The 24,734-nt window shown below is 41.1% G+C and carries 23 protein-coding genes; 5 read left to right on the forward strand and 18 right to left on the reverse strand.

What is annotated here, in order from left to right:
- Nucleotides 1-42: 42 nt before the first annotated feature.
- From mraY to mraZ, 7 genes are all read right to left on the reverse strand, one after another.
- Nucleotides 43-1,125, reverse strand: a complete 1,083-nt coding sequence (mraY, locus tag HQQ94_RS22110) for a phospho-N-acetylmuramoyl-pentapeptide-transferase (RefSeq protein ID WP_173296429.1) — start codon at nt 1,123-1,125, stop codon at nt 43-45.
- Nucleotides 1,125-2,492 carry a UDP-N-acetylmuramoyl-tripeptide--D-alanyl-D-alanine ligase gene (gene murF, locus HQQ94_RS22115; protein WP_173296430.1) on the reverse strand — a complete coding sequence of 456 codons (1,368 nt, stop codon included), beginning with the start codon at nt 2,490-2,492 and terminating at the stop codon, nt 1,125-1,127. Before murF ends, mraY begins: the two co-directional genes overlap by 1 nt.
- Nucleotides 2,489-3,982: a UDP-N-acetylmuramoyl-L-alanyl-D-glutamate--2,6-diaminopimelate ligase gene (gene murE, locus HQQ94_RS22120; protein ID WP_217274094.1), complete on the reverse strand. Its 1,494-nt coding sequence runs from the start codon at nt 3,980-3,982 to the stop codon at nt 2,489-2,491. Before murE ends, murF begins: the two co-directional genes overlap by 4 nt.
- Nucleotides 3,982-5,718, reverse strand: coding sequence for a penicillin-binding protein 2 (locus HQQ94_RS22125; protein WP_173296431.1), 1,737 nt, complete (start codon nt 5,716-5,718; stop codon nt 3,982-3,984). The genes murE and HQQ94_RS22125 overlap by 1 nt, the downstream gene beginning before the upstream one ends.
- Nucleotides 5,719-5,799: 81 nt before the next feature.
- On the reverse strand, nt 5,800-6,114 hold the full coding sequence (gene ftsL / locus HQQ94_RS22130) for a cell division protein FtsL (protein ID WP_173296432.1): 315 nt from the start codon (nt 6,112-6,114) through the stop codon (nt 5,800-5,802).
- Between the two features lie 71 nt (nt 6,115-6,185).
- Nucleotides 6,186-7,127, reverse strand: coding sequence for a 16S rRNA (cytosine(1402)-N(4))-methyltransferase RsmH (gene rsmH / locus HQQ94_RS22135; RefSeq protein WP_173296433.1), 942 nt, complete (start codon nt 7,125-7,127; stop codon nt 6,186-6,188).
- 35 nt (nt 7,128-7,162) lie between these two features.
- Complete coding sequence (gene mraZ, locus HQQ94_RS22140) at nt 7,163-7,621, reverse strand: division/cell wall cluster transcriptional repressor MraZ (protein WP_173296434.1); 459 nt, start codon at nt 7,619-7,621, stop codon at nt 7,163-7,165.
- A gap of 390 nt (nt 7,622-8,011) precedes the next feature.
- Between mraZ and HQQ94_RS22410 the strand changes: the two genes are divergently transcribed.
- A complete protein-coding gene (locus tag HQQ94_RS22410; protein ID WP_217274095.1) occupies nt 8,012-8,299 on the forward strand; it encodes a hypothetical protein in 288 nt (95 codons plus the stop codon).
- Between the two features lie 23 nt (nt 8,300-8,322).
- Here HQQ94_RS22410 and HQQ94_RS22150 read toward each other — a convergent pair whose 3' ends face one another.
- The 6 genes from HQQ94_RS22150 to recQ form a co-directional block, all read right to left on the reverse strand.
- Nucleotides 8,323-8,799: a nuclear transport factor 2 family protein gene (locus HQQ94_RS22150; RefSeq protein WP_173296435.1), complete on the reverse strand. Its 477-nt coding sequence runs from the start codon at nt 8,797-8,799 to the stop codon at nt 8,323-8,325.
- 272 nt (nt 8,800-9,071) lie between these two features.
- Nucleotides 9,072-9,677, reverse strand: a complete 606-nt coding sequence (gene leuD, locus HQQ94_RS22155; RefSeq protein ID WP_173296436.1) for a 3-isopropylmalate dehydratase small subunit — start codon at nt 9,675-9,677, stop codon at nt 9,072-9,074.
- A gap of 9 nt (nt 9,678-9,686) precedes the next feature.
- A complete protein-coding gene (leuC, locus tag HQQ94_RS22160) occupies nt 9,687-11,087 on the reverse strand; it encodes a 3-isopropylmalate dehydratase large subunit (RefSeq protein WP_173296437.1) in 1,401 nt (466 codons plus the stop codon).
- A 3-nt stretch (nt 11,088-11,090) separates the two neighbouring features.
- Nucleotides 11,091-12,185 (reverse strand): 3-isopropylmalate dehydrogenase, encoded by a 1,095-nt coding sequence (leuB, locus tag HQQ94_RS22165; protein WP_173296438.1) that lies wholly within the window; start codon nt 12,183-12,185, stop codon nt 11,091-11,093.
- A 63-nt stretch (nt 12,186-12,248) separates the two neighbouring features.
- Nucleotides 12,249-13,820: a 2-isopropylmalate synthase gene (leuA, locus tag HQQ94_RS22170; protein WP_173296439.1), complete on the reverse strand. Its 1,572-nt coding sequence runs from the start codon at nt 13,818-13,820 to the stop codon at nt 12,249-12,251.
- A 454-nt stretch (nt 13,821-14,274) separates the two neighbouring features.
- Complete coding sequence (gene recQ / locus HQQ94_RS22175; protein ID WP_173296440.1) at nt 14,275-16,101, reverse strand: DNA helicase RecQ; 1,827 nt, start codon at nt 16,099-16,101, stop codon at nt 14,275-14,277.
- Between the two features lie 181 nt (nt 16,102-16,282).
- Between recQ and HQQ94_RS22180 the strand changes: the two genes are divergently transcribed.
- A complete protein-coding gene (locus tag HQQ94_RS22180; RefSeq protein WP_173296441.1) occupies nt 16,283-16,747 on the forward strand; it encodes a thioesterase family protein in 465 nt (154 codons plus the stop codon).
- Nucleotides 16,748-16,875: 128 nt separating this feature from the next.
- Nucleotides 16,876-17,763, forward strand: coding sequence for an EamA family transporter RarD (gene rarD / locus HQQ94_RS22185; protein WP_173296442.1), 888 nt, complete (start codon nt 16,876-16,878; stop codon nt 17,761-17,763).
- Between the two features lie 70 nt (nt 17,764-17,833).
- Here rarD and HQQ94_RS22190 read toward each other — a convergent pair whose 3' ends face one another.
- Nucleotides 17,834-18,388 (reverse strand): hypothetical protein, encoded by a 555-nt coding sequence (locus tag HQQ94_RS22190; RefSeq protein ID WP_173296443.1) that lies wholly within the window; start codon nt 18,386-18,388, stop codon nt 17,834-17,836.
- 216 nt (nt 18,389-18,604) lie between these two features.
- Entirely contained in the window at nt 18,605-19,474 is an 870-nt protein-coding gene (locus HQQ94_RS22195; protein ID WP_173296444.1) for a virulence factor BrkB family protein, read from the reverse strand.
- A gap of 98 nt (nt 19,475-19,572) precedes the next feature.
- On the opposite strand from HQQ94_RS22195, the gene HQQ94_RS22200 reads away from it, so the two are divergent.
- Both HQQ94_RS22200 and HQQ94_RS22205 read left to right on the forward strand, forming a co-directional pair.
- Nucleotides 19,573-19,794: a hypothetical protein gene (locus tag HQQ94_RS22200; protein WP_173296445.1), complete on the forward strand. Its 222-nt coding sequence runs from the start codon at nt 19,573-19,575 to the stop codon at nt 19,792-19,794.
- Nucleotides 19,795-19,850: 56 nt separating this feature from the next.
- The gene (locus HQQ94_RS22205; RefSeq protein ID WP_173296446.1) at nt 19,851-20,498 is read left to right on the forward strand and encodes a DUF2959 domain-containing protein; all 648 of its coding nucleotides are present in this window, start codon (nt 19,851-19,853) and stop codon (nt 20,496-20,498) included.
- A 484-nt stretch (nt 20,499-20,982) separates the two neighbouring features.
- Here the strand turns inward: HQQ94_RS22205 and ectB are convergent, their stop codons facing one another.
- From ectB to HQQ94_RS22220, 3 genes are all read right to left on the reverse strand, one after another.
- Nucleotides 20,983-22,236: a diaminobutyrate--2-oxoglutarate transaminase gene (gene ectB, locus HQQ94_RS22210; RefSeq protein ID WP_173296447.1), complete on the reverse strand. Its 1,254-nt coding sequence runs from the start codon at nt 22,234-22,236 to the stop codon at nt 20,983-20,985.
- A gap of 45 nt (nt 22,237-22,281) precedes the next feature.
- Nucleotides 22,282-23,622: an MFS transporter gene (locus HQQ94_RS22215; RefSeq protein WP_173296448.1), complete on the reverse strand. Its 1,341-nt coding sequence runs from the start codon at nt 23,620-23,622 to the stop codon at nt 22,282-22,284.
- Nucleotides 23,623-23,814: 192 nt separating this feature from the next.
- A partial coding sequence (locus HQQ94_RS22220) for a thioesterase domain-containing protein (RefSeq protein ID WP_217274096.1) occupies nt 23,815-24,734 on the reverse strand: 920 nt, incomplete at its 5' end.

Raw genomic sequence — 24,734 nt, forward strand, 5'->3', positions numbered from 1 at the left:
AAGCGATATATCACAGTATGATGCCCAATTTTTCATATGCTATTACCTTAGTTTCAACGTGGCTAAGCCAAGTAAGACTAAAAAGAGAGAGATAATCCAAAAACGAACAATCACTCTAGGCTCTGGCCAACCTTTCAGTTCATAATGATGATGAATAGGAGCCATACGAAATATCCGTTGCCCACGTAATTTGTATGAACCTACCTGTAAGATCACAGATACCGTCTCCATGACAAAAACACCTCCCATGATGACTAGCAAAATCTCCTGACGCACCAAAACGGCTATAACACCAAGTGCCGCCCCTAAAGAAAGTGAGCCGACATCGCCCATAAACACTTGAGCGGGATAGGTGTTAAACCACAAGAAACCCAAGCCTGCACCTACAATTGCGGTACAGACAATCACGAGCTCTCCGGCACCAGGCAAATAAGGAATGTGTAGATAATTTGCAAATTGTACATGACCTGAAAGATAAGCAATTAAAGCAAATGCAGCCGCCACCATCACCGTCGGCATGATTGCCAAGCCATCTAAACCATCAGTTAAGTTCACAGCATTACTCGAACCAACGATGGTAAAATAAGCTAATACAATAAAGAAACCACCGAGCTGGGGCATAATATCTTTAAAGAAAGGCACCACTAACTGCGTCTCCCCCATCATCTCTGCTGAGGAATATAAGTAGAAAGCGATAACCAAAGCGGCAAATGATTGCAGAATATACTTCCATTTCGCAATTAACCCCTTAGTATCTTTACGCACCACTTTGCGATAGTCATCAATAAAGCCTATGAGTCCAAAGCTCCCAAGTACAAAAAGTACAACCCAAACATATCTACTGCCTAAATCACCCCATAGAAGTACACTAATAAACACTCCAGCTAGAATGAGAATACCGCCCATTGTAGGCGTACCACGCTTGCTGAAATGTGATTCAGGGCCATCATTGCGTACGATCTGACCAATTTGCAGCATCTGCAAACGAGCAATCATTTTAGGTCCCCACCAGAGACTAAACATCAGCGCTGTCATTAGCCCTAAGATCGCTCTAAAGGTGACATAAGAAAAAACGTTAAACCCGGTATAAAACTGGGTTAAGTACTCAGCCAGATAAACCAGCATTAAACAAACTCCCCTTGCCCGTAGGCAACTTCTAAGGCTTCAACCACACGCTCCATTTTAGCGCTACGCGAACCCTTGACTAACACAGTGATATCCCCCTGCAACTGGTTCATCATATTGATTAAGCAAACAACTAACGGCGCTAACTCATACTGGTGTTGCCCACCAAAGGCACTACTTGTATTTTCGCTTAGCTTACCCAAAGAGAACAAAGCATCGATCCCCTGATTTTTTGCATACTCTCCAATCTCTGCATGCAAACGGGCCGCATTGTCACCGAGTTCTCCCAAATCACCAAGCACTAAACACCGAAATCCGCCCACCTCCTGAAGCCAGTCTATAGCCGCATTAACAGATGATGGATTAGCGTTATAGCTATCATCAATAATTCGAACTCGGCCTAGCTCAAGTGGCAGCATTCTGCCTTTAACAGGTTCAATGGATGCGAGACCAGCAAGTATATCTTCAAGGGTTAAACCTAATGACAAACAAATCGTCGCTGCAGCAAGTGCATTGCTGACTTGATGACGTCCAGAAAGTGGCAAACTAACAGACACTGAACTCCCAAGATAGTTCAGCTTAAACTTGTATCGACCTCGATGATCTGGCTCAAGCCCAATCGCCCTTACATCTGCATCGGAATCAATACCAAAACTCAATTGAGTAAATTGATTTGCTGCATCCCTCATCACACTGGCAAACGCATCGTCTGCATTAATCACTGCTGTTCCATTAAGTCTCAAATGATTAAAAATTTCAGCTTTCGCTTTAGCGACACCCGCTAACGAACCAAAACCTTCAAGATGCGCAGAAGCCACGTTATTCACTAATGCAACATCAGGCTTTACCAGCGAGGAGGTATAATCTATTTCACCAGCATGATTAGCACCTAATTCAAAAACGCCAAATTCTTCATCACCTTCTAAACGAAGTAAGGTCAGTGGAACACCTATTTCATTATTGAAATTTCCTTGTGTATAGAGTACTTTATGCTGCTGTGACAAGATGCTAGCAACCATCTCTTTGACACTGGTTTTTCCATTCGAACCTGTCAATGCCACTGACTTAAGTTGAATGAGTCCTTTTACATAAGCCCCCATTTCACCCATAGCCTTTTGCGTGTCATTTACCAAAACCTGCGGAATATCTAACGGTAATTCACGACTAACAAGTAGGGCATTGGCACCATTTTCATAGGCTAAACACGCAAAATCATGACCATCAAATTTATCGCCTTTTAAAGCAATAAATAGACTTTTTTTCGGAATAAATCGGCTATCACTACACACACTGTGTATTTCTCTATCATCGCCGAGTAAACGCCCATTAAGCTGCTGACTCAACTGAGATAGGGTTAAACTGATCATGTATTTACCTCTACATAATGCTGAGCTAAATGTCGAGCAAGTGCCCTTTCATCATAAGCACTTCGCACACCACTCGCCTCTTGGTAAGTTTCATGACCTTTACCTGCCAACAATATAATGTCTCCAGATTTAGCTTCAGCGACAACCTGCCTAATCGCGAGCTCTCGATCAACTTGAGTCAGTGCATTATCAACATGAGTAAGACCGGCTAATATATCATTAATTATTTCATTAGGCGGCTCACTTCTAGCATTGTCACTGGTTATCATTAAGCGATCCGCATAGGATTCTGCCGCCTGCGCCATTAAGGGACGTTTGCCCTTATCTCGATCACCACCGCAACCAAATAAACACCAAAGCTCTCCTTCACAATGCACTCTTAAGGCTTGTAAGACTTTCTCGATTGCATCAGGTGTATGAGCGTAATCGACGACCAGTGTGATACCATTTAAAGTAGTGAACCGCTCCATACGCCCCATAACAGCATGTAATTTAGGCACAGCCTCGAGCAGCTCATTCATGTCAAAACCAACTTGATACAACCCAGCCAAAGCGGCGAGTAGATTTGATAAGCTAAAAGCACCTAATAAAGGCGCATCGATATCGGCCTTACCGCCCGGCCACACCAAACTTGATTTAACACCTTGATGGTGAAAATAATTCCTTTGGGTATAAATCGTTGCTTTTTGACGTACTTCAGCATCATCACCATGGATGCTATAGCCAATCATCTGATTAGTATCATCTTCTGCTAACCATTGTTTACCCAAATCATCATCAAAATTGATAACTGCTGAATTTAAAGAGGGAAAATGAAGTAATCTTTTCTTAGCATCGCCATATGCCTGCATCGTGCCATGATAGTCAAGATGATCACGACTTAAATTAGTAAAAATAGCCACATCGAAAGGCACTGCATCAACCCTTGCCTGTGTCAATCCATGACTCGACACTTCAATTGCACACAGATCTGCCCCTTGCTCATCAAATTGTTTAAGCTGACCCATGATGGTTATGGGATCGGCTGTCGTGTTGCCACTATCAAGCAACTCTCCCCACAATCCATTGCCTAAAGTCCCCATAATTGCAGGATTTTTACTTAAACAAACAAGTAATTGAGCCATTAATTGAGTAATCGAGGTTTTACCGTTTGTACCAGTAACCCCGATCAATTTCAGGCGATCAGTCGGTAACGGATAGGCTTGAGCTGCTAAAGCGGACAACTGACGATACAATTGAAAAAACAAAATTTGCATACAATCGCCAGCCACAACCTTACCATGAGCATCTGGCTCATCCGTGTGCACTAATGACATTTGCGCACCATTTTTAGCAGCAAGATCAATATAATTGCGACCATCAACTTGGTAGCCAGGTACGGCAACAAACAGATCTCCAGGCTTAATAGATCGACTGTCTAAGCTCAATTGGTTAAAGCTCTCTGGTCCAGAATAGTGAAACCAGGGAGCCAATAAATCCCGTAATAACATTATTCAGCTCTCCTTACAGTACTTGCTAAGCGGACTTTTTCAGTAGATGAAATCGGCTCAACATTCAGCATTTGCAACGCACCAGACATCACTTTTGCAAATACAGGCCCCGCCAATTTACCACCGTAGTAGGTGTCACCTTTAGGTTCATTGACCATGACGACAATAGCTAACTTTGGGTTATGAACAGGAGCGACTCCAGCAAAAACTGCAACATAGTCATCTCCATAGCCACCAGCAACAGCCTTACGTACTGTACCGCTCTTACCTGCTACTGGATAACCCTCGATATGAGCTTTAGGGGCCGTGCCGCCTTTTTCTGTCACACCAACCAACATTTCCATTACACTCTGGGCAACATGAGGAGAGATCACTTGTACTCCCTCAGGTTGCTGCTTTAACTTCAAAATTGAGACAGGATAAAGTACACCTTTACTCCCCAAAGTGGCGTAGAGCCTTGCCAACTGAAGCGGGGTCACCATGAAACCATACCCAAATGACAACGTTGCCCTTTCAAATTCAGACCAACGCCGGCGATCATGGATCAGGCCAGAACTTTCTCCCTCAAGATTAATTCCTGAATAATTCCCTAAACCCAAAGACTGGTAAGAAGCTAATAACTCTTGTACTGGCATAGATAAACCAATTTTGGCCATACCTACATTACTCGAATGAACTAACACACCTGCAAGAGAAAGATCACCATAATCTCTGCCATCACGCACAGTTCTCCCCCCTATTCTCATGCGGCCAGGGTAAGTTTTAAAAATTTGATCTTCTTTAATACTGCCTGAATCCAACGCCGCTGCCACAACAAAAGGCTTAATGGTCGATCCCGGCTCATAAGCATCAGTTAAAGCACGATTTCTCATGCGATAACTTTGCAAGTTTTCCCGAGAATTAGGGTTATAGGATGGGGTATTTGCCATCGCTAACACTTCACCAGTATTCACATCAAGTACCACAATGGACGCTGAAGTCGCTTGGTTTATCTCGGTCACCTTCTTAATTTCTCGATAAGCCAACTGCTGGATACGTTGATCTATACTCAGTACAAGATCATTAGGACTTTCACCTTCATGCACCATATCGAGACGCTCAACAACATGACCATCGCGGGATTTACGCACTTTCTGCTTAGATGCAGTTCCGGTTAACCAATTATTATAAGATTTTTCAATCCCCTCGATGCCCACATCATCAATATTTGTGATCCCCACTAACTGAGCAGATATTTCACTCGTTGGGTAATAGCGACGAGATTCCGATTTCATATACACACCGGGCAGTTTTAGCTGTTTAATATATTCAGCAACAGCCGGCGTCACTTGACGTTTAAGGTAGGTAAACCGTTTCTTCGGATTGGCCTGAACACGCTTAAGTATCTCCTCTTCAGGTTCATGCAACACATCTGCTAACGCCTGCCACCGGCGCATATCAATAAAACCATTATTATCATGCACAAATTTAGGATCTGCATAGACGGCTTTAACAGGAACGCTCACTGCCATCATTTCACCATTCCTATCAGTGATTAATCCTCTCTGTACTTCTCTGCTTGTAGTGCGTAAGGTCCGCATATCGCTTTCATGACGTAGCTTTTCAGGCTCTATGATTTGAATATAAGCAGCCCGACCAATTAAGCTGGTAAATAAAAGGCATACGAAAGCGACAACAACATATAAACGCCATTGAATAAGTTGAGGTTTTTGCTTTCTTTTTGCCTGTTTGCTCATACTACTCCTAGCAATCCAGCTTCTTTCGGTCTAATGAAACTTGCCACCAATTAAGCTCTATTTTACCTAATTGATTCATACCTATGGCACCCTGACAACGATTTCTTCTTTTGGTTGTGGACGGTTCATCTCTAGCTCTTTAGATGCCATACGCGTGATACGGCTATGCTCTGATAAGGATTGCTCCTCAAGAAGTAGATTACGCCATTGAATATCCAATTTATCCCGTTCTTGCAACATCTGATCCCACTGACTGACATATTTGCGTGTCACATGACTTGTATAGACAACTACAATTGCATTCGTTAATACCGCAAAAGCCAGCAACAGCAACCACTTGTGATTCCAAAGATCATACAAAACAATTTTGGGTAGATTAAATTGAGATTGATTCAAAACCTTTCTCCTACCATGATCTTTATGCGTAATAGCATGTACATATCAACTCATTACTATTACGCTTATTATTAATATGCCAATCGCTCAGCAATGCGTAGCACTGAACTACGAGCTCGAGTATTAAGTTCAACCTCCTCCTCAGAAGGCTTAATTGCTTTACCAATCCCTTTCAGTAAACGTGTTTTATCAATTTCAGCTTCTGTGATCGGCAACCCATGAGGAACACTTTGACCTTGGCTATGTCGACGAATAAAACGCTTTACCATTCTGTCTTCTAGCGAATGGAAACTAATCACGGATAGTCGCCCTTGAGGTGCTAGTACTGTTAAGGCACCCTCTAGCGCTTGATCAATTTGCTCTAACTCACTATTGATATAAATTCTAATCGCTTGAAAAACTCGCGTTGCTGGATGTTTGTTTCGCTCTTTGCTTTTAGAAATTCTTGCTATAAGATCGGCAAGGTCTTTAGTGCGTAAAAAAGGAGTTTTCTCACGATCTGCTGCAATACACCTAGCTATATGGCGTGAGTTTTTCTCTTCACCATAGGTTTTAAACACCCAAGCCATGTCCTCAATTTCTGCACGTGCTAGCCAATGAGCAGCGGTTTCACCTTGTGAATTATCCATGCGCATATCAAGCGGTCCGTCGCGTAAAAAGCTAAACCCACGTTCAGCATCATCAAGTTGAGGAGACGACACTCCAAAATCGAGCAACACACCATCAATTTTACTTTTTAATTCAAGCTCTTCGACATAGCTAGCTAGTTGACCAAATCCACCATGTACAATACAAAATCTACTATCATCAGCAAACTGCTCTGCTGCTGCAATAGCTTGTGGATCACGATCGATGGCGATAAGTCGACCATTTTTTCCTAACAGTTTTAACACTTCACGGGAGTGACCACCACGACCAAATGTGCCATCAATATAGATGCCATCTTCCTTTATATTTAATCCTGCTACCGTTTCTGCTAACAAAACGGATAAATGTGCAAATTCTTGACTCATTATTTTCTACTATCTAATTTATTTAATTTCAGTATTTAAAGTGAAAAATCAGCGAGACGTACATTCTCTGCGAATTCTTCGTTTTGAATCGTTTCTCGGCTTTGATCTATTTGCTGCTGCCAAGCAGTCTCGTCCCAAAGCTCAAATTTATTTAACTGACCCACCAACATGGCATGCTTACCTAAATGTGCATATTGACGTAAGGGTAAAGGTAATAATAATCTACCGTTACCATCAAGCTCACACTCATGGGCATAACCTAAGAGCATCCGCTTCATTGCTCTTTCAGCTGGCAAGGTATCTGACAGCAATAGCAACTTTGCCTCTATTTTTCTCCATTCATCCAATGGATAAAGCAATAAACAGGCAGACTGAATATCTACGGTGATCACTAACTGGCTGTTATATTCAATGTGCAGTGTCTCTCGGTAGCGCTTTGGAATAGCGACGCGCCCCTTCGTATCAAGGTTAATAGCACTGGCACCACGAAACACGTTAGCTTGTCCTTACATCAAGTAAAAGATCCACAAATATCCACTATTTCCCACAAGACTTAAGTTTAGAGATAGAACGCAAGTATTGTCAAGCAAGAGAACTATTTATAAATCCAGTATTCAAGCGGGTTACCAGCATATTTCAATGGGTATAGTTATAGAAATAACAAGGGGTAAAAGTGGATCCTCTACCCATAAAGTGCTGATAAAAAAGACAGAGTAAGACATCATTAATCTTTGTTTATCTTAAAAGTGGTTTTATTTCCCAATCTTTAATTTTTCAACACTCTAACTTCACACTTTCTTTCCACCACTTTTCTTTTTTAAGATTAAATATTGACCAAGTTATGCCGATATAGCAGTATAGGAGGGACTCACTACGGAGGTATTATGATAGGTTTAGACAGTCTCTACGCCATGCTGGCACGCCCGGTGCGAGCCCGTATCAAGCGTAAACGAATTGTTGAAAAAACAGAAAACAGCACAGAAATTGCTGAAGATAGCCATGAATCGCCTCAATCTCAGTTGCCACCAAATCTTGAGCATCGACAAACGAATGAAGATAGGCAAAATTCTCTTAATGAGCATCAGCAACAAACGACAACAATAGATGAAAAAAACACCACTACTTCAGAACAAGCCACTTCTCCTCTTCCTCACATCGATATCAACATCTAATACAAATAAAAACATTAGATTATTTAATATTGAGTCTGTTTTAAAACGCCCACTTCTGGCTCCGGACTTAGGTTCAACTCATCACAAGCATGAGCAGGAAAATACCAAAACTCAGCGATTTTCCCGGTCTTAACTCTAAATGTTCCAATACTGCACTGGCTCAATTCTTCGCCATCATTATCCCAAGTCACTTTCTCGACGGTACTGACATAACTACCAGATTCAATCATCTTAACAATAGTGGCATTTACCCCTTCAAGACTCTCGAAATAATCCGTCATAGCCGCACCAAATTCAGCTTTGGTAGATGTTTCAATGACAATTTTTTTACCGGTAATATGCATCCAAGTTAAGTCCTCATTTGTATGAGACATCATGCCCACAACATCATGTTTATTATAGGCTTGCATAAAACTTTGAACGACTTCGCTAGATGTAGGAGCCGCTATCAAGCTGTAAGGTAAAACTGATAATATGGCGACGAATAAAAAGGATTTCATTGTATTCCTCTAATTAAGTTAGCTTAGTTTTAGCCTAAAACTTAAGCTACATATACAAGTTAGATTTAAAAAATATTATTGTATTATGATGAGTATAATCTTATGAAGTTCACTTTATTAATAAAACTTAACCTAAACCTCAATTAACAGAAAATAAAATACTATGATGGCAGCAAGCAAACCGTAAAACTAAAAAATAAAGGCCGAACAAACCTAAGCTTGTTCGACCTATTTCTCTCACATATTAACGCTTAATATATCCGAAAAAGACCTTACGCTTTCCAACTCGGTAGTTGCGCTTCATAGCTCGCGATTTGTTCACCATACGCTAAGGTCAAACCGATCGCATCTAAACCATTCAGCAAGTTGTGCCTTGCTGATCCCGCGATCGTAAACTTAAACACAGCGCCAGAAGGAGAAGTAACGGTTAATGCGTCTAAATCGACAAGGATCTCAGCACCTTCATTCGCTTCAACTTCATCCATTAACTGCTGAACTTCGACACTCGTTAGACATACTGGCAGTAAGCCATTATTAATAGAGTTACCATAGAATATATCAGCAAAACTTGGCGCAATAATCGCTCTAAAACCAAAATCAGCTAAAGCCCAAGGTGCATGTTCTCGACTCGAACCACAACCAAAGTTTTCTTTAGAGATAAGTATCGAAGCCCCTTTAAACCTAACTTGATTAAGACTGAATGCGGGATTAGGCTCATCACCCAAATCATCTAAATAACGCCAATCATGAAATAGATGGACACCAAAACCATCTCGGGTCACTTTAGATAAGAACTGCTTAGGAATAATCTGATCAGTATCGACATTCGCGCTGTCGATCATCACAGCTAATCCATTATGCTTCGTAAATGCTTGCATGGTTATCTCCTAAAGAATCTCACGAATATCGACAAAATGACCGGCAATAGCAGCAGCTGCGGCCATGGCAGGACTGACAAGGTGTGTACGACTCCCTCGTCCCTGACGCCCTTCGAAATTACGATTACTGGTCGAAGCACAGCGATCGCCGGCCTCCAATCGATCATCATTCATCGCTAAGCACATAGAACAACCCGGTAAACGCCACTCAAACCCTGCTTCAATAAAAATCTTATCTAAGCCCTCTGCTTCTGCCTGCTCTTTGACTAAACCAGAACCTGGAACAACAATAGCCGTAACCCCTACCGCCACCTTTTTTCCCTTCGCGTGAAAAGCGGCATCGCGTAAATCTTCAATGCGAGAGTTCGTACAAGAACCGATAAAGACCTTATTGATACTCACATCTTTCATACAAGTACCCGCTGTAAGCGCTACGTACTTTAATGCTTTTTCTATACTTGCCCTAACCGTAGCATTCGACTCATCTTCGGGGTTTGGCACTAAGCCATCGATGGCCACAACTTGTCCAGGGTTCGTACCCCAAGTCAGTTGCGGCGCTATATCGGCAGCCTCAAGTACCACAGTTGCATCAAATACGGCACCTTTATCAGTACTCAGTTCACTCCACGCAGCAATCGCTTGCTCCCATGCTTCTCCTTTAGGTGTAAACTCGCGTCCCTTAAGGTAGTTAACTGTGGTTGCATCTGATGCAATCATGCCGGCCTTAGCACCCATTTCAATCGCCATATTACATACTGTCATACGGCCTTCCATTGAGAGCGACTCAATAGCTTCACCACAAAACTCGACAACATACCCAGTGCCGCCATCCATGCCTATTTTTCCGATAATAGCTAGCACAATATCTTTTGCGGTAATGCCTGGAGTCACATGTCCAACCACTTCGATTTTCATCGTTTTAGCTTTATTTTGGCGTAGTGTTTGCGTTGCCATAACATGTTCAACTTCAGAGGTGCCAATCCCAAATGCAAGCGCCCCAAATGCACCATGAGTTGCAGTATGCGAGTCGCCACACACAATGACGGTTCCCGGTAATGTGATCCCTAGCTCAGGACCCATAACATGAACAATCCCTTGGTTCTTATGGTGAATATCATACAAACGAACACCAAATTCTTTACAGTTATCCTGCAAAGTCTCAACCTGAATACGTGCCATAGGGCTTAATGCATCTAGGCTAGCACTCTTAGTGGAGGTGTTGTGATCCATAGTGGCAAACGTTTTCTCCGGCGCCCTTAATTTACGACCTGCCACCTTCAAACCACTAAATGCCTGAGGGGAAGTCACCTCATGAACTAAATGTCTATCCACATAAATAAGTGGTGCTTCACCTTCGGTAGCCACAACTACATGACTGTCCCACACCTTTTCATATAATGTTTTAGCCATGAGTTATGCCCCCTCTCTAATCACTTGAGCAATATAATCGCCCATTTGTGAAGTGCTCTTAGCTGTTGCACGCTCAAGCACAGGTAATAACTCTCCAGTCAAGTACCCATCGCTAAGCGCTTTACCTACTGCGGTTTCTATTGCCACTGCTGCAGCTTCCAATTTCAAGCTATGGCGTAGCAAGAGTGCGGCAGATAGAATTTGTGCTATAGGGTTTGCAATACCTTGGCCTGCGATATCAGGGGCACTGCCACCTGCAGGCTCATATAAACCAAAACCTTTACTGTTCATGCTGACCGATGACAGCAATCCCATAGAACCCGTTAACATGGCTATCTCATCTGAAATAATGTCACCGAACAAATTAGAACACAGCATGACATCAAACTCATTGGGCCGACGCAGTAACTGCATAGTCGCGTTATCAATATAAATATGTTCAAGCTCGACATCAGGGAAATCTTTTGCAACTTCTTCAACAACTTCACGCCAAAGTACTGAGCAAGCCAGTACATTTGCTTTATCTACTGAAGTGACTTTATTACGGCGACCTTGCGCTGCTTCAAAGGCAATTTTGGCAATACGAGTGATCTCTTTACGGCTATAGCGCATGGTATCAAATGCTTCTTCATGCTCTCCCTCACCTTGGCGACCTTTAGGTTTACCAAAATAGATACCACCTGTTAATTCTCGTACACACAAGACATCAAACCCTTTTGATGAGATATCACTACGCAAGGGAGACATATGTTCTAAGCCTGAGTGCAACTTGGCTGGACGCATATTGCAAAATAACTCAAAATGACCACGAAGTGGTAACAAGGCTCCACGTTCAGGTTGATCATTAGGAGGTAAATGCTCCCATTTGGGACCGCCCACAGAACCAAATAAAATGGCATCAGCCGCTTCACACCCTTCTAATGTCGTCTCTGGTAGCGGACAGCCATGATTATCAATCGCTGCACCACCAATATCATATTCGCTATATTCAATAGCAAGCTCGAATCGCTCCTCAACAGCACTCAGCACTTTGCGCGCCTCAGCCATCACCTCAGGTCCAATTCCATCTCCAGCTAATACTGCTATTTTATAACTCATGCGACACATCACTCCTGCTCTTTAATATTAATATTGTTATCGTTTCTTGCCACTGCGATAAGGCTACACACCGCCAAGCGAATTCGGTTTATTTCCAATTTTCTGCTTACAATCAGCAACTTTATCTGCACGCCAAGTCAAATTCATCACATGTACTAATGCTTGTGCTGATGCTTCAACTACATCCGTTGCTAGCCCCATACCATGGAAACTTTGCCCTTGATAACAGGCGTCTATGTCCACTTGCCCTAAGGCATCTTGCCCTTCACCTTTAGCACTTAACTTATAACTGGTTATCTCAATCTCACATTCACTGGCACGAGCAATGGCGTTGTAGGCTGCATCAACAGGGCCATTGCCCGTTGCAGCTTCGGTAATTACCTGACCATCTACCTCAATCTTGATGGTTGCTGTTGCATTACCTTGCATAGAATCAGAATGGACAACTAGCTGTTTGAGTTCGTAATATGATTCATTTTCAGCTAAAGATTCCATAAAAGCCAACGCCTCTAAATCGTAGTCAAAAACCTGGCCTTTTTTATCCGCTAGCTTTAAAAATGACTCATACAAAACATCAATGTCATAATCTTGATCACCATAACCCATCTCTTCCATGCGATGTTTAATCACATGCCGACCTGAACGCGATGTCATATTCAAATTGTTACGCGAAAGACCGATGCTTTCAGGCGTCATAATCTCATAGGTATTTTGTGATTTTAACATACCATCTTGATGGATACCTGACGAATGAGTAAAAGCATTTGCACCCACAATGGCTTTATTCGCCTGTACAGGCATGTTACATAACTGACTGACTAAGCTAGATGTACGGTGAATTTCTTTAGCATTGATCCCCGTTTCTAATCCTAACAAGCCTTTACGCGTCGACAATATCATGGCTATTTCTTCAAGTGAGCAATTACCTGCACGCTCACCAATGCCATTTACTGTGCATTCAATCTGACGTGCACCATGCTGAACCGCTGTAATTGAATTAGCGACAGAAAGACCAAGATCATCATGACAGTGAACGGAGATAACTGCTTTATCGATATTTGGTACTCGATTAAATAATGTTTCAATAATACCACCGAACTCACCAGGAATTGTGTAACCAACAGTATCTGGAATATTAATCGTCCTCGCACCAGCTTTAATCGCCTCCTCGACCATACGGCACAAGTTATCAATAGGCGTACGCCCTGCATCCTCACAAGAAAACTCAACGTCATCGGTAAAACGGCGAGCATACTTGACCGCCCCAACAGCCATCTCTAACACCTGTTCAAAAGAACGTTTCAATTTATTTTCAACATGAATTGTCGACGTAGAGATAAAAGTATGAATACGAAATTGAGCTGCAGCAGACAAAGACTGTACTGCGGCATCGATATCCTTTTCAAGCGCTCTGGCTAACGCGCACACTCGACTATTTTTAACTGTTTGTGCAATGGCCGCTACTGATTTAAAATCACCTGGCGAGGAGATCGGAAAGCCGACCTCCATCACATCGACACCTAAACGTTCCAGTGCGAGTGCTATCTGTAGCTTTTCCTTAGCCGTTAAACTCGCCGCTAAAGCTTGCTCCCCGTCACGCAGGGTTGTATCAAAAATGATCACTCGATTAGACATCTGGTTTCTCCGTGGCATCGCTATTTTTATATCCTGCACCTAAGTTGCTGCAGTACATAAACAAAAAACCCGCGACTGGTAGCGCGGGGTTTGAATGTTGGTGGCTATCAAGCATACAACACTACCTCCGCGCAGAGACCGCGAGAATGAGGAGGTTAAGTAATGCCATGCTAATGTTCATTGATATTATGAGTACTGTTATATGGCAATCACATAAATAACTTATGCGTGCGTTTTTTGATAGACAGGTTAATTTTTAACGTGTGCAGCAGCAAGTGTCAACTCCATTTTTCTCATCTTGTGCTGATTCGGCCAGAAAAAATCCAATTGCACAACCATAATTCGAGCTATTTCATTTCGTTAGCTTAATAATTATGAAATTTAATCCTAAATCTAAATTCTCTATTAACAGACTATTTTTTTAAACACTGAAAAATAGAACCTCAAAGCACCATTACCCTTCTGTTAAATAGTGACTGATCTCATCAAGAAACTCACCACCAAAGCGGGTCAATTTACGCTCTCCCACACCATTAACAGCCAACATTTCACCAGGGCTTGTTGGCAATAGTGCCGCCATTTCTGCCAAACTAGCATCATTAAAGACTAGATAAGGTGGTACATCTAACTCTTCTGCCAATTTACGCCTCAGCTGCTTCAGTCGCGCAAATAACTTACGATCATAATTAAGCGGTGCCTTAGTCGTATGACCTCGCCGCTTAGTAATACTTTGCAGAACCATTCTAGGCTCAGCTAACAACAGTTCAACCTCACCTTTCAATACTGAGCGTGCTGATGAATTTAACTTAACTGAAGAACCGCGAGTGATATCTTGACTGGCAAATCCCAGATGAATAATTTGCCGTATAATACTCAACCAAAATTCATGACTTTTGTCTTTGCCAATCCCCCAAGTCGATAATTTATTGTGGCCTCTATCGAGTACAGTCGCAGCTTTAGACCCTCTAAGCACCTCAATAAGGTGATTAATACCAAAACGTTGATCTAAACGGTAGATACAAGAAAGCACCTTCTGTGCATCTTGAATACCGTTATAACGTTTAGGGGGATCTAAGCAAATATCACAGTTACCACAAGGCTCTAAAGCACTCTCATCAAAATAATGCAGTAGTACCTGACGTCGACACGTCTGCGCCTCGGCAAAAGCGGCCATTGTATTGAGCTTATGAAATTCGACTTGTTGCTGTGGGCTGGGCTCAGACTGTTCAATAAGGTGTCGCACCCGACCGATATCGGCAGGGTCGAATAATAACAAAGCTTCAGCTTCTAGGCCATCTCGCCCTGCTCTTCCTGTTTCCTGATAATAAGACTCGACACTTTTAGGTATATCGTAATGCACAACATAACGCACATTAGACTTATTAATACCCATACCAAACGCCACCGTAGCCACCACGATATCCAGTTGATCCTTAAGAAATCTGTCTTGGACATCAGCTCGCTCTTCCTGCGTTTTCCCCGCATGGTAGGCGGCGGCATTATGGCCTTGTAAACTAAGACGTTCAGCCACTTCATCAACACGACGACGGCTACTGCAATAGATAATGCCACTGTTACCATTTTGATCAACAATAAACTGACGTAGTTGGTTCGCTGCATTGAGCTTCTCAGCCACGGTATAACGAATATTCGGCCTATCAAAGCTTGTTAGCAATGAGTAAGGTGTAATGGTTAACCGATCACAAATATCTTTTCGGGTAGCCTGATCGGCCGTCGCTGTTAACGCCATAATAGGCACATAAGGAAAGCACTCTCTGAGCTTACCGAGTGCGGCATATTCAGGCCTAAAATCATGCCCCCATTGAGAGATACAATGCGCTTCATCTATTGCAAAAAGGGAAATATGCAGCTCATGCAGCCTATCAATAAAATACCCTTGTAATAAACGCTCCGGTGAAACGTAGAGTAATTTGAGTTCACCACTGTGCATCCTCTGTAAAATTTTTGCACTCTCCTCCCTAGGCAAAGAAGAATTAAGATAAGCTGCACTCACCCCCATCTGTATCAAGCTATCAACCTGATCCTTCATTAAAGAAATAAGTGGGGAAACCACAACCGTCAACCCTGGTAGCTGCAAAGCAGGCAGCTGATAACACAAACTCTTTCCGCCACCAGTAGGCATGATAACCAAGCAATCATAACCTGAACAAATCTGCTCTATCACCTCTTTTTGACCATTTCTAAATGTCCGATAGCCGAACACTGACTGCAGACTTGAGGATAATGGGTCTAATTGGGGATCATCTATCACTTGTTCCATTGAGCTTCAGAGTCAGAGAAATGGGCCGCCTATTCTAATACCAATTAAACTAAATTGCTCGCCTATTCACAGTCATTTACGGTCAACGTCTAGCTAAAATTAATGATTATTGCTTGCCTAATTACCAAGGTAAGAGATAGATTAATTACTCTAATCATTGACAACAGCGACTTATACTTTCATGACGAACCCTATTCAAACCGAGATCCTACACAGAGTTGCTGAGGTCTTCGACAAACAGATCCCCTTCCACAATTTATTAGGTTTAGATATAAAACGCTATGATATTGATGGTGTTGAAGTCACCATCAATATGAAAGCAGAGCTTATCGGAAATATTCATCAGCAGATCCTACATGGCGGTGTCACCGCTACTGTGTTGGATGTCGTTGGTGGCCTCACCGCTTTCTCTGGTATCGTCGCCAGTCGAGATAATTGGAGTATAGAAGAACTACAAAACCGCATTCAAACCTTAGGGACCATCGATCTTCGCATCGATTATTTACGGCCGGGCAGAGGAAATATATTTACCGGCTCAGGCACTGTGATCCGCGCAGGCAACCGTGTTTCAGTCTGCCGTATGGAGCTGCATAATGAACATGGAGATCATATTGCTTTCGGAACAGGCACTTACATGGTCGGTTAAGCTATCAAGTGATGAGCGTCACTTTCTTGCCATACCCTTAACGGCAACAGGACTAAAATAAGATCAGGCTTGAGCCCGCAAGTGATGAGGAATACAATACAGCCAACTCTCCTTTTATAGCTTAATTCATGTTTAATTCAGAACACAGCAAGGGCATCATATCTGCGATTTGCGCATACACTTTATGGGGCTTTGCTCCACTTTACTTTAAATCATTCGATCATGTTTCTGCTACAGAAATATTAATCCACAGAGTCATTTGGTCATTTATTTTTGTCACTGTACTTATGATGATGCTCGGTGGTTTTTCACATCTCAGGCAAGTACTTAAGCGCCCAAAACAGCTAATGATACTGACACTGACCTCAATTTTAATTGCTATTAACTGGTTACTCTTTATTTGGGCTGTTAACAATAATCACATGTTAGATGCCAGCTTAGGTTATTTTATTAACCCATTAATTAATGTGGTACTTGGTATGGCATTTCTTGGCGAGAGATTACGTAAACTACAATGGTTGGCGGTAGCGTTAGCTGGAAGTGGGGTCTTAATTCAAATTATCTCATTTGGCTCCATCCCCCTAGTCTCTTTTGGGCTCGCATGTTCATTTGGTCTATACGGATTACTACGAAAAAAAGTCAATGTCGATGCAAAAACAGGCCTACTGGTCGAAACTGCCATTTTATTTCCGGTTGCCTTGATCTATCTACTTGCTAATGTTGGGGACTCTCTGACTCACTTAATGAGCAATGACTTATTGCTTAACATGTTATTAATAGCTGCGGGAGTGGTCACTACAATTCCTTTGTTATGTTTTGCTTTTTCCGCAGTCAGGATCCCTCTCTCCATGCTAGGTTTTTTACAATATATTGGCCCGAGTATCATGTTTATTATAGCTATAACCCTCTTTAAAGAGCCTTTCGACCTAGAAAAAAGCATGACATTCGGCTTTATTTGGATAGCCCTGCTTATCTTCACTGTCGATATTTTTTATAAGAGAAAGCCTATCAATTAGAAAGTTAAACTCGCTCTAATGTGATAACTTGAATTATTTATCGACAGAGAATATTGATAACGACTGATATTTATTGGATGACAGCAATAGGCTTAATTAGCTGCCGTATTCCTTTTGGCAGAACCAGCCCAACTTGCTTTAGCCCTTCATCAGTCCACAACATTAGGCGTCTAATTTCCTCTAGTTCTATAGTATTGACGAACGTGGCTGCGCCCTGCACTTGGATAACAGCACCTTGTTCACGTAGGGTAAATTTAGCAAAGTTGAGTTTATGATTCAAGGTGGCAATTAATACCAGTAAATCTTTACTGCCAACAAGTTTAGGGTGCACGGCATAGAAACAATTCATCATGATGCGATCAATCCCATCAGGATTTATACTCAGCTGTAGTAAAAATTGATTCTCATTGAACATGACTGCAATTCTATTATCTCCCCCCATTGTTGCTAAGTAGTTTTTCTGAATCAGCGCTTCGTACAACTGACTTATCGCATCTTCATTCGTCATCCCATTTAATGTCACTCGCACTGGAGCCAAGCTCGCTTTAACGTTTACGGCACTATTTTCCGTCATCGCACAAGCACATAAAGAAGTAATAACACCTCCGATGATGAGTTTTTTCATTCTATCTATTTTCCTTTATATTATATGTCATATCCCATATGCTATAGACTGTTACATGCAGCATCTTATCAGTGACCATTTCAGGTTAATAACTCCTAAAGGGCATCGCGAGAAACCTTTATTTCACCTTAGATTTGGATATTTCACCTTGCCCCTGGCTGTCTTTAAAGTAAGCTTTATTTATATTAAGTTCATTATCCACCGTAATATCCTCAGTTAATTTTTTTTATTTTTTATCTGTTTTTTGTCCAAATACTCAGGCATAGCTGCAGTGATCACCGCCCCAAATAAAACAATAGTCCAAGATAAGTACACCCATAAAAATAATATTGGGATCGTTGCCAATGCACCATAAATGGCCTCATAAGTTGGAAATTTAGTGAGATAAAAAGCAAATCCCTTTTTACCAAATTCAAACATAAGCGCTGCCACTATTGCACCCAATAAAGCATGAAAAAACTTAACTTTGGTATTGGGAACCACTATATAAATCAACAGGAATGTTGCAACTGAAAACAACATAGGTAAACGCTCTACCAGCAAGGGAACAATCCCGGAAAGATCAGCGCCATTAAAGACCTTAAGCGAGACCACGTAAGAGGTTGCAACTAAGCTCGCCCCCATCAAAACAGGTCCTAAAGTTAACACCATCCAATACATAGAAAATGATACCGCCAAAGAGCGTTTCTCCTTCGTCCGCCAAATACTATTGAGAGATTTATCAATGCTCGAGATTAACATAAGCGCCACCACCATCAGAGCTGCGATACCAACAGCCGTCCCTTTAGAAGCGTTATCAACAAACTCATTGATATAAACCTGTACACTATCACCGGCAGATGGAAGAAAATTATTATAGATAAACCCTTCTATTTGCCCCCTAATGCCTTGGAATACAGGAAACGCAGACAGCATCGACATAGTCACAGCGACCATAGGTACCAGAGACAATAACGTCACATAGGCTAAGTGCCCTGCACGAATATTGATTTGATCTTCCGCTAATCGCTGCTTTAGATGTATTATAAAGTGCCAGATACTTAGCATTAATGTTTGAAAATGAGTTAAATTAATCTTTTTCTTCACAAGGATCTCGATTCCATAGTTAGAGTATTGGTGCTAAATGCGTATCTTCATACAATAAAGCTTATAACCCAAGATATACAAGTGTAAGGAATAAATCGATGTCACAACAAGGATCTGCAGGTAATGTAATCGCTGCAATCGCGAGCTTTTTCTTTCCTGGCCTAGGTCAGCTAGTACAAGGTCGTATCTTAGCCGCCATACTATTCTGTCTTATAACCATAGTGTGTTATGCCATGTGGTGGCTGATTTTTCCTGCCATCATAGGTGGCATAGTTCATCTTTGGAGCATTATTGATGCAGCTAAATTTAAGGCTGATTAATTAATGCGCACTGATTCCTCAGCTTATACCAGAACTAAACAAGGACACCCTACTCGATGAAAAAAAATATCTCAATGGCCATTCTAGCGACCAGTTTTTTACTCGGTGGATGTCAGAGCGCTTACTATGGCGCAATGGAAAAAGTGGGTTATCACAAGCGTGACATCATGGTCGATAGGGTCACTGACGCCAAAGACTCACAAGAAGAGGCGCAAGAACAATTTAGCTCTGCATTAGCAGAGATGCAGGCTTTGCTTAATCATAATGGTGGCGATCTCGAAAAAACTTACAACAAAGCCAAAGACGAGTATGAAGCATCACAAGAAGCCGCCGATGATGTTAGTAATCGTATCGACAAGGTCGAAGATGTCGCTGACGCCTTATTTGATGAATGGCAAAGTGAAATAGCACAGATAAGTAAAGGAAGCTTACGCCGTAATAGTGAAACAAAACTTCGCGAGACTAAACATTCTTATGAACAACTCATGCGAACAATGAAGCGTGCAGAGGACAAAATGGCGCCAGTCCTCGTCTCCATGAAAGACAATATGCTTTACCTTAAACATAACCTCAACGCCCAAGCAATTGGCGCCATAAAAGGAGAATTTACCAGCCTGCAAACGGACATCTCAAATTTACTCAAAGAAATGAACAAGTCGATCGATGAATCCAATAAGTTTATTGCTGCCATTGAGGGCACTTAGTCGGTTTTTTTCATAAAAGTATTTTAATAAAAAATACACTTTTAAATTAGACGGTAACAGAAAATCTGATACAGCTTTCTTCCAACAGAAAAAATCTTAATGATGCCTGTTGGAAAAAAGCATTATCATCCCATACTACCTAGTGCTGAACTAGGATTTATTGTTTTACCTAATCATACTGTAAAATATTTTTAAAAACGTGAAAATAAAAATCCATTAACTGACAAATATAATCAGCAGTACGTAGATAGATACCCATGAAAAACTCACTACTCAGTCAATATCAACCTTCACAGTAATGACCAAACCTAAACTAAACTAAACTAAACTAAATTTTTCACCAGACAATAAAATATCTACCGTCAATCACTGAAGCGACAATTAGTTATGTGTCAATGATTCTAGTCTTGATTAAAATCTAATTTGTATTTATTCCCTAACGATATTAAAAACATTATTTAAATTGTAAAATAAAACTAATGAACTACTCACTTTTGGTGTTGAGTTTGAAGAGTGACCCTTCTATCTTATTTAATCCTTTATTTAACAAATCAATTTCTATGGTTAATGGGGGTAGTAATTTTATTACGTTGTTTTTTGAACCACAGGTCTCAATCAACAAACCTTGTTTAAATAAGGTACTCGATAATACCTTTGCTAACCCCTCTTGTTGTATTTCAATTCCCCAAACCATACCTCGCCCTCGAACCGACAAGCATAATGAAGGAAAATCTTGCACCCATTGATCCAACCTAGTCTGAATCAAGGCACTTTTTTCATGGATATCGGTTACAAATTTATCATCCCGCCAATAATTGAGCATCTCTTTCGCTGCCACAAACGCTAAATTATTTCCTCTAAAGGTCCCCGTATGCTCCCCCGGTAACCATTGATCCCATTTAGGTTTGAGTAAGAGTAAAGCTAAAGGCAAGCCACCACCAATAGATTTAGACAGACACACCATATCTGGTGTGACCCCTGCAAATTCAAAACTAAAAAAATCCCCAGTTCGGCCATTACCTACTTGAATATCATCAATGATTAATAATATCCCATGGGTTTTACAAAGTTTAGCAATCCCCTGTAACCAAGATTTAGAAGCGACATGGATCCCTCCCTCTCCCTGAACAGTTTCTAAAATAATGGCGGCAGGCAATGACACCCCACTACTATTATCCTCTAGCAAGGTATTTAAATAACTCACCGTATCCACTATAGGCCCAAAATAACCATCATAAGGGGCGTGATAAACATTATTTCTCCCACCATTATTAGCTTGCTGGTAATAATTGTTACCCGTTAATGCCAAAGCCCCTAAAGTCAATCCATGATAGCCCCTCGTGAAAGCGATAACATTGCTACGCCCCGTTACTCGACGCGCCAACTTAATGGCAGCTTCTACTGAATTTGTTCCCGTTGGCCCAGTAAATTGCATCTTGTAATCTAATTTACGTGGTTTAAGTATCACCTCATAAAAGGTCTCCATGAAGTTTCGCTTGGCGATAGTGGCCTTATCCAAGCTATGTGTGATCCCCTGATTACCTAAATATTCAATCAAGGCTGTTATCATTTTAGCGGGGTTATGTCCATAATTTAACGTGCCTGCTCCTGCTAAGAAGTCGATATACTCCTTACCAGATTCATCCCAAATTAATGCATTTTCCGCACGTTCAAACACCACGGGAAAAGAACGAATATAACTTCTAACTTCGGATTCACAGGTTTCAAATACATCCATTTTACTCTCCTATTATAATAATTTATTGTTATGTGAAAATTTCAATTAACGAAATGTTTTAGAATTTGTTATACGATAAAATAGACCTATGCTGGTGATGATCAATAATCCACATAGCCCATAAAGCAGCACAATTCCTCGTCCTGGTCCCACACCAATCAAGGTACCCACACTGGTAGATAGCAAGCCATTTTCAGCTAATAGAGGTTCAAATACATAATCAGCCAAAGGACCCGCCACCAAAAAAGCCAAAGGTAATGACGCCTGTGAAATTAATGCTTGCACACTAAACACCCTCCCCTGAAATTCAGTTGGTACTGAAGTTTGCCATATCACCTGATTAACACTCCCAACCATAACGAATGACAAGGTAAGTAATAGGACTATGCTCATTAATAACCATAAGGTGTAATTAGGGTTCACAAATACAGTGGTCGAACTTATTAACAATAAGGCTATTATAAATAATCCACAACAGAGGAATGAACGCTTATTATCGACCTGCACTACAAAGGTTAATAATGTGCTACCGATCAAAGTTCCGGCACCCGCTACAGTTAACAATGTTCCTAATTCAACCACGGTTGAAAAACTCAAAACCAAGGGAGTAAATAACACATGCACTATACCTACACTAAAATTAATGCCTCCCATAAATACCACTAACGCTAATAAGTGACGGTGATTTTTTAAGTAACCAAATCCAAATAGTAGTTGACTGCTAATACTTTTACGGTTTTTCACATCTTGCACAAGTCTACCATCTGCTTGATTAATCTTGGCAACAATGATCATAATCAAACCTATCGCGGCTATAAAACTGACTACATCAGCCATAAAGATCCCTTCAAGACCTAAACTCACCAATAAAAAAGCAGCCAGTGCCGGAACTGACAATTCAATCAGTCCCATTCCTCCTTGAATAAAACCTTGATATTTAATTAACTGTGACTCTCTTATTATTACAGGGATCAACAACATAAAACTTTGACTAATCAAACCATTAAAAAATGAACTTATACCCACCAAAAATAAAATAGACCAGAATGTAAGCATGTCATTAACATATAAAATCACTAACATTAAGGTACACATCCCGGCACCAGCATGACCGATAAGCATCAATGTCCCTCTTGCATAACGATCGAGCAAAGTACCAATTAATGGGGAGAACAATAACTGTGGTGCTAGCGCAGCAAAACCAATCACCCCATAAGCGGTAGCCGAATTTGTTCTTTTATACACCCATTGCCCTAAGGCAAAATCCGTCATTAATGTCCCCAGTAATGAAATCAAAGTTGCTACTAATAATAAGGAGAACACAAATCCACCTAAGTAAGATTTTTCCTCTGTGCATTTATACACAATTTCTGTTTCGTGACGCATATAATTCTCTAATTTAGAATGCTAGCGTTAGTTAACCCCTAAATTAGAAAAGCTAAACTAACTATAACAAGCTGATGCGGTATTGAACATTACATATATATTCAATATTTAATTAATCTTAAGTATTCTTTATTTTTTAATATTCATAAAGCATAGGTACGCAACATTTCGCATACCTATGAACAATACGGTTTAAACGTTAAGTACTGACACTTCTATATTCAAGCTTTCGATAATTCCTAATCGAATAGAAACAACTGCTTGCACAATATCATCATGACAACGCTCATTGAACAATTTTACTGCAACCGGTTTTTCTGCCCAGCAAGATATATTATTGTCAGTTAGTTCTGACAGAAAATAATCAAACTGACGACCAATATTATCATTTTGAACACTAGACTCAATTTTACCCGCCTTAAACAAGGTTACTTCTGCGTACTCTAATTTACCACTTGGGTCCCCTTGACCCATAATATGCTCATATGAGAACGCACCAACAACTTTATCAATATAACTTTGCTCAACTCCTGATTGCAATAAATCCTCTGCCATCGACTTTAATATAATACTCAAATTTTGTTGTTCTCTTAAACTTTTTATCTCCGCTGTATTCATCAGTGAATCCAATAAATATAACTTAATATTTTTTGCGCCACGCAATTCAAGCTGATAGGCAACCTCCATAGCAACTTGCCCTCCCAGCGACCAGCCAAGAATATAAATAGGCTGATCGAGTGCTGTTTTGGTTAACATCAAGTCTAAATAAATTTTCCCCATTTCTCGCAACGAGGAGATTCGATGATCAGATACATGATTATAATTATCTATCCCAATACAGTTGAACTCATCCGCTAAAACTGCGGCCAAAGGCGCGTAGACTTCACTCCCAGCCTTAGAAGGATGGATCATAAACAGTTTCTGCCTTGCACAGGACTCAGGCGTTAACATTTTCAACAAATCATCTAGGCACCTCTCTCTCTCTAACCAATTAGAAAATGAGGCAATTTGGGGCTGACTGAAGAATACACTCAACACGATTTCAATGCTTAACTCACGACGAATAGCCGCTACCAACTTAATCGCCGAAATAGAGTCTCCGCCACTGCGGA

This window comes from Shewanella sp. VB17 (genome assembly GCF_013248905.1).
Lineage (GTDB): Bacteria > Pseudomonadota > Gammaproteobacteria > Enterobacterales > Shewanellaceae > Shewanella.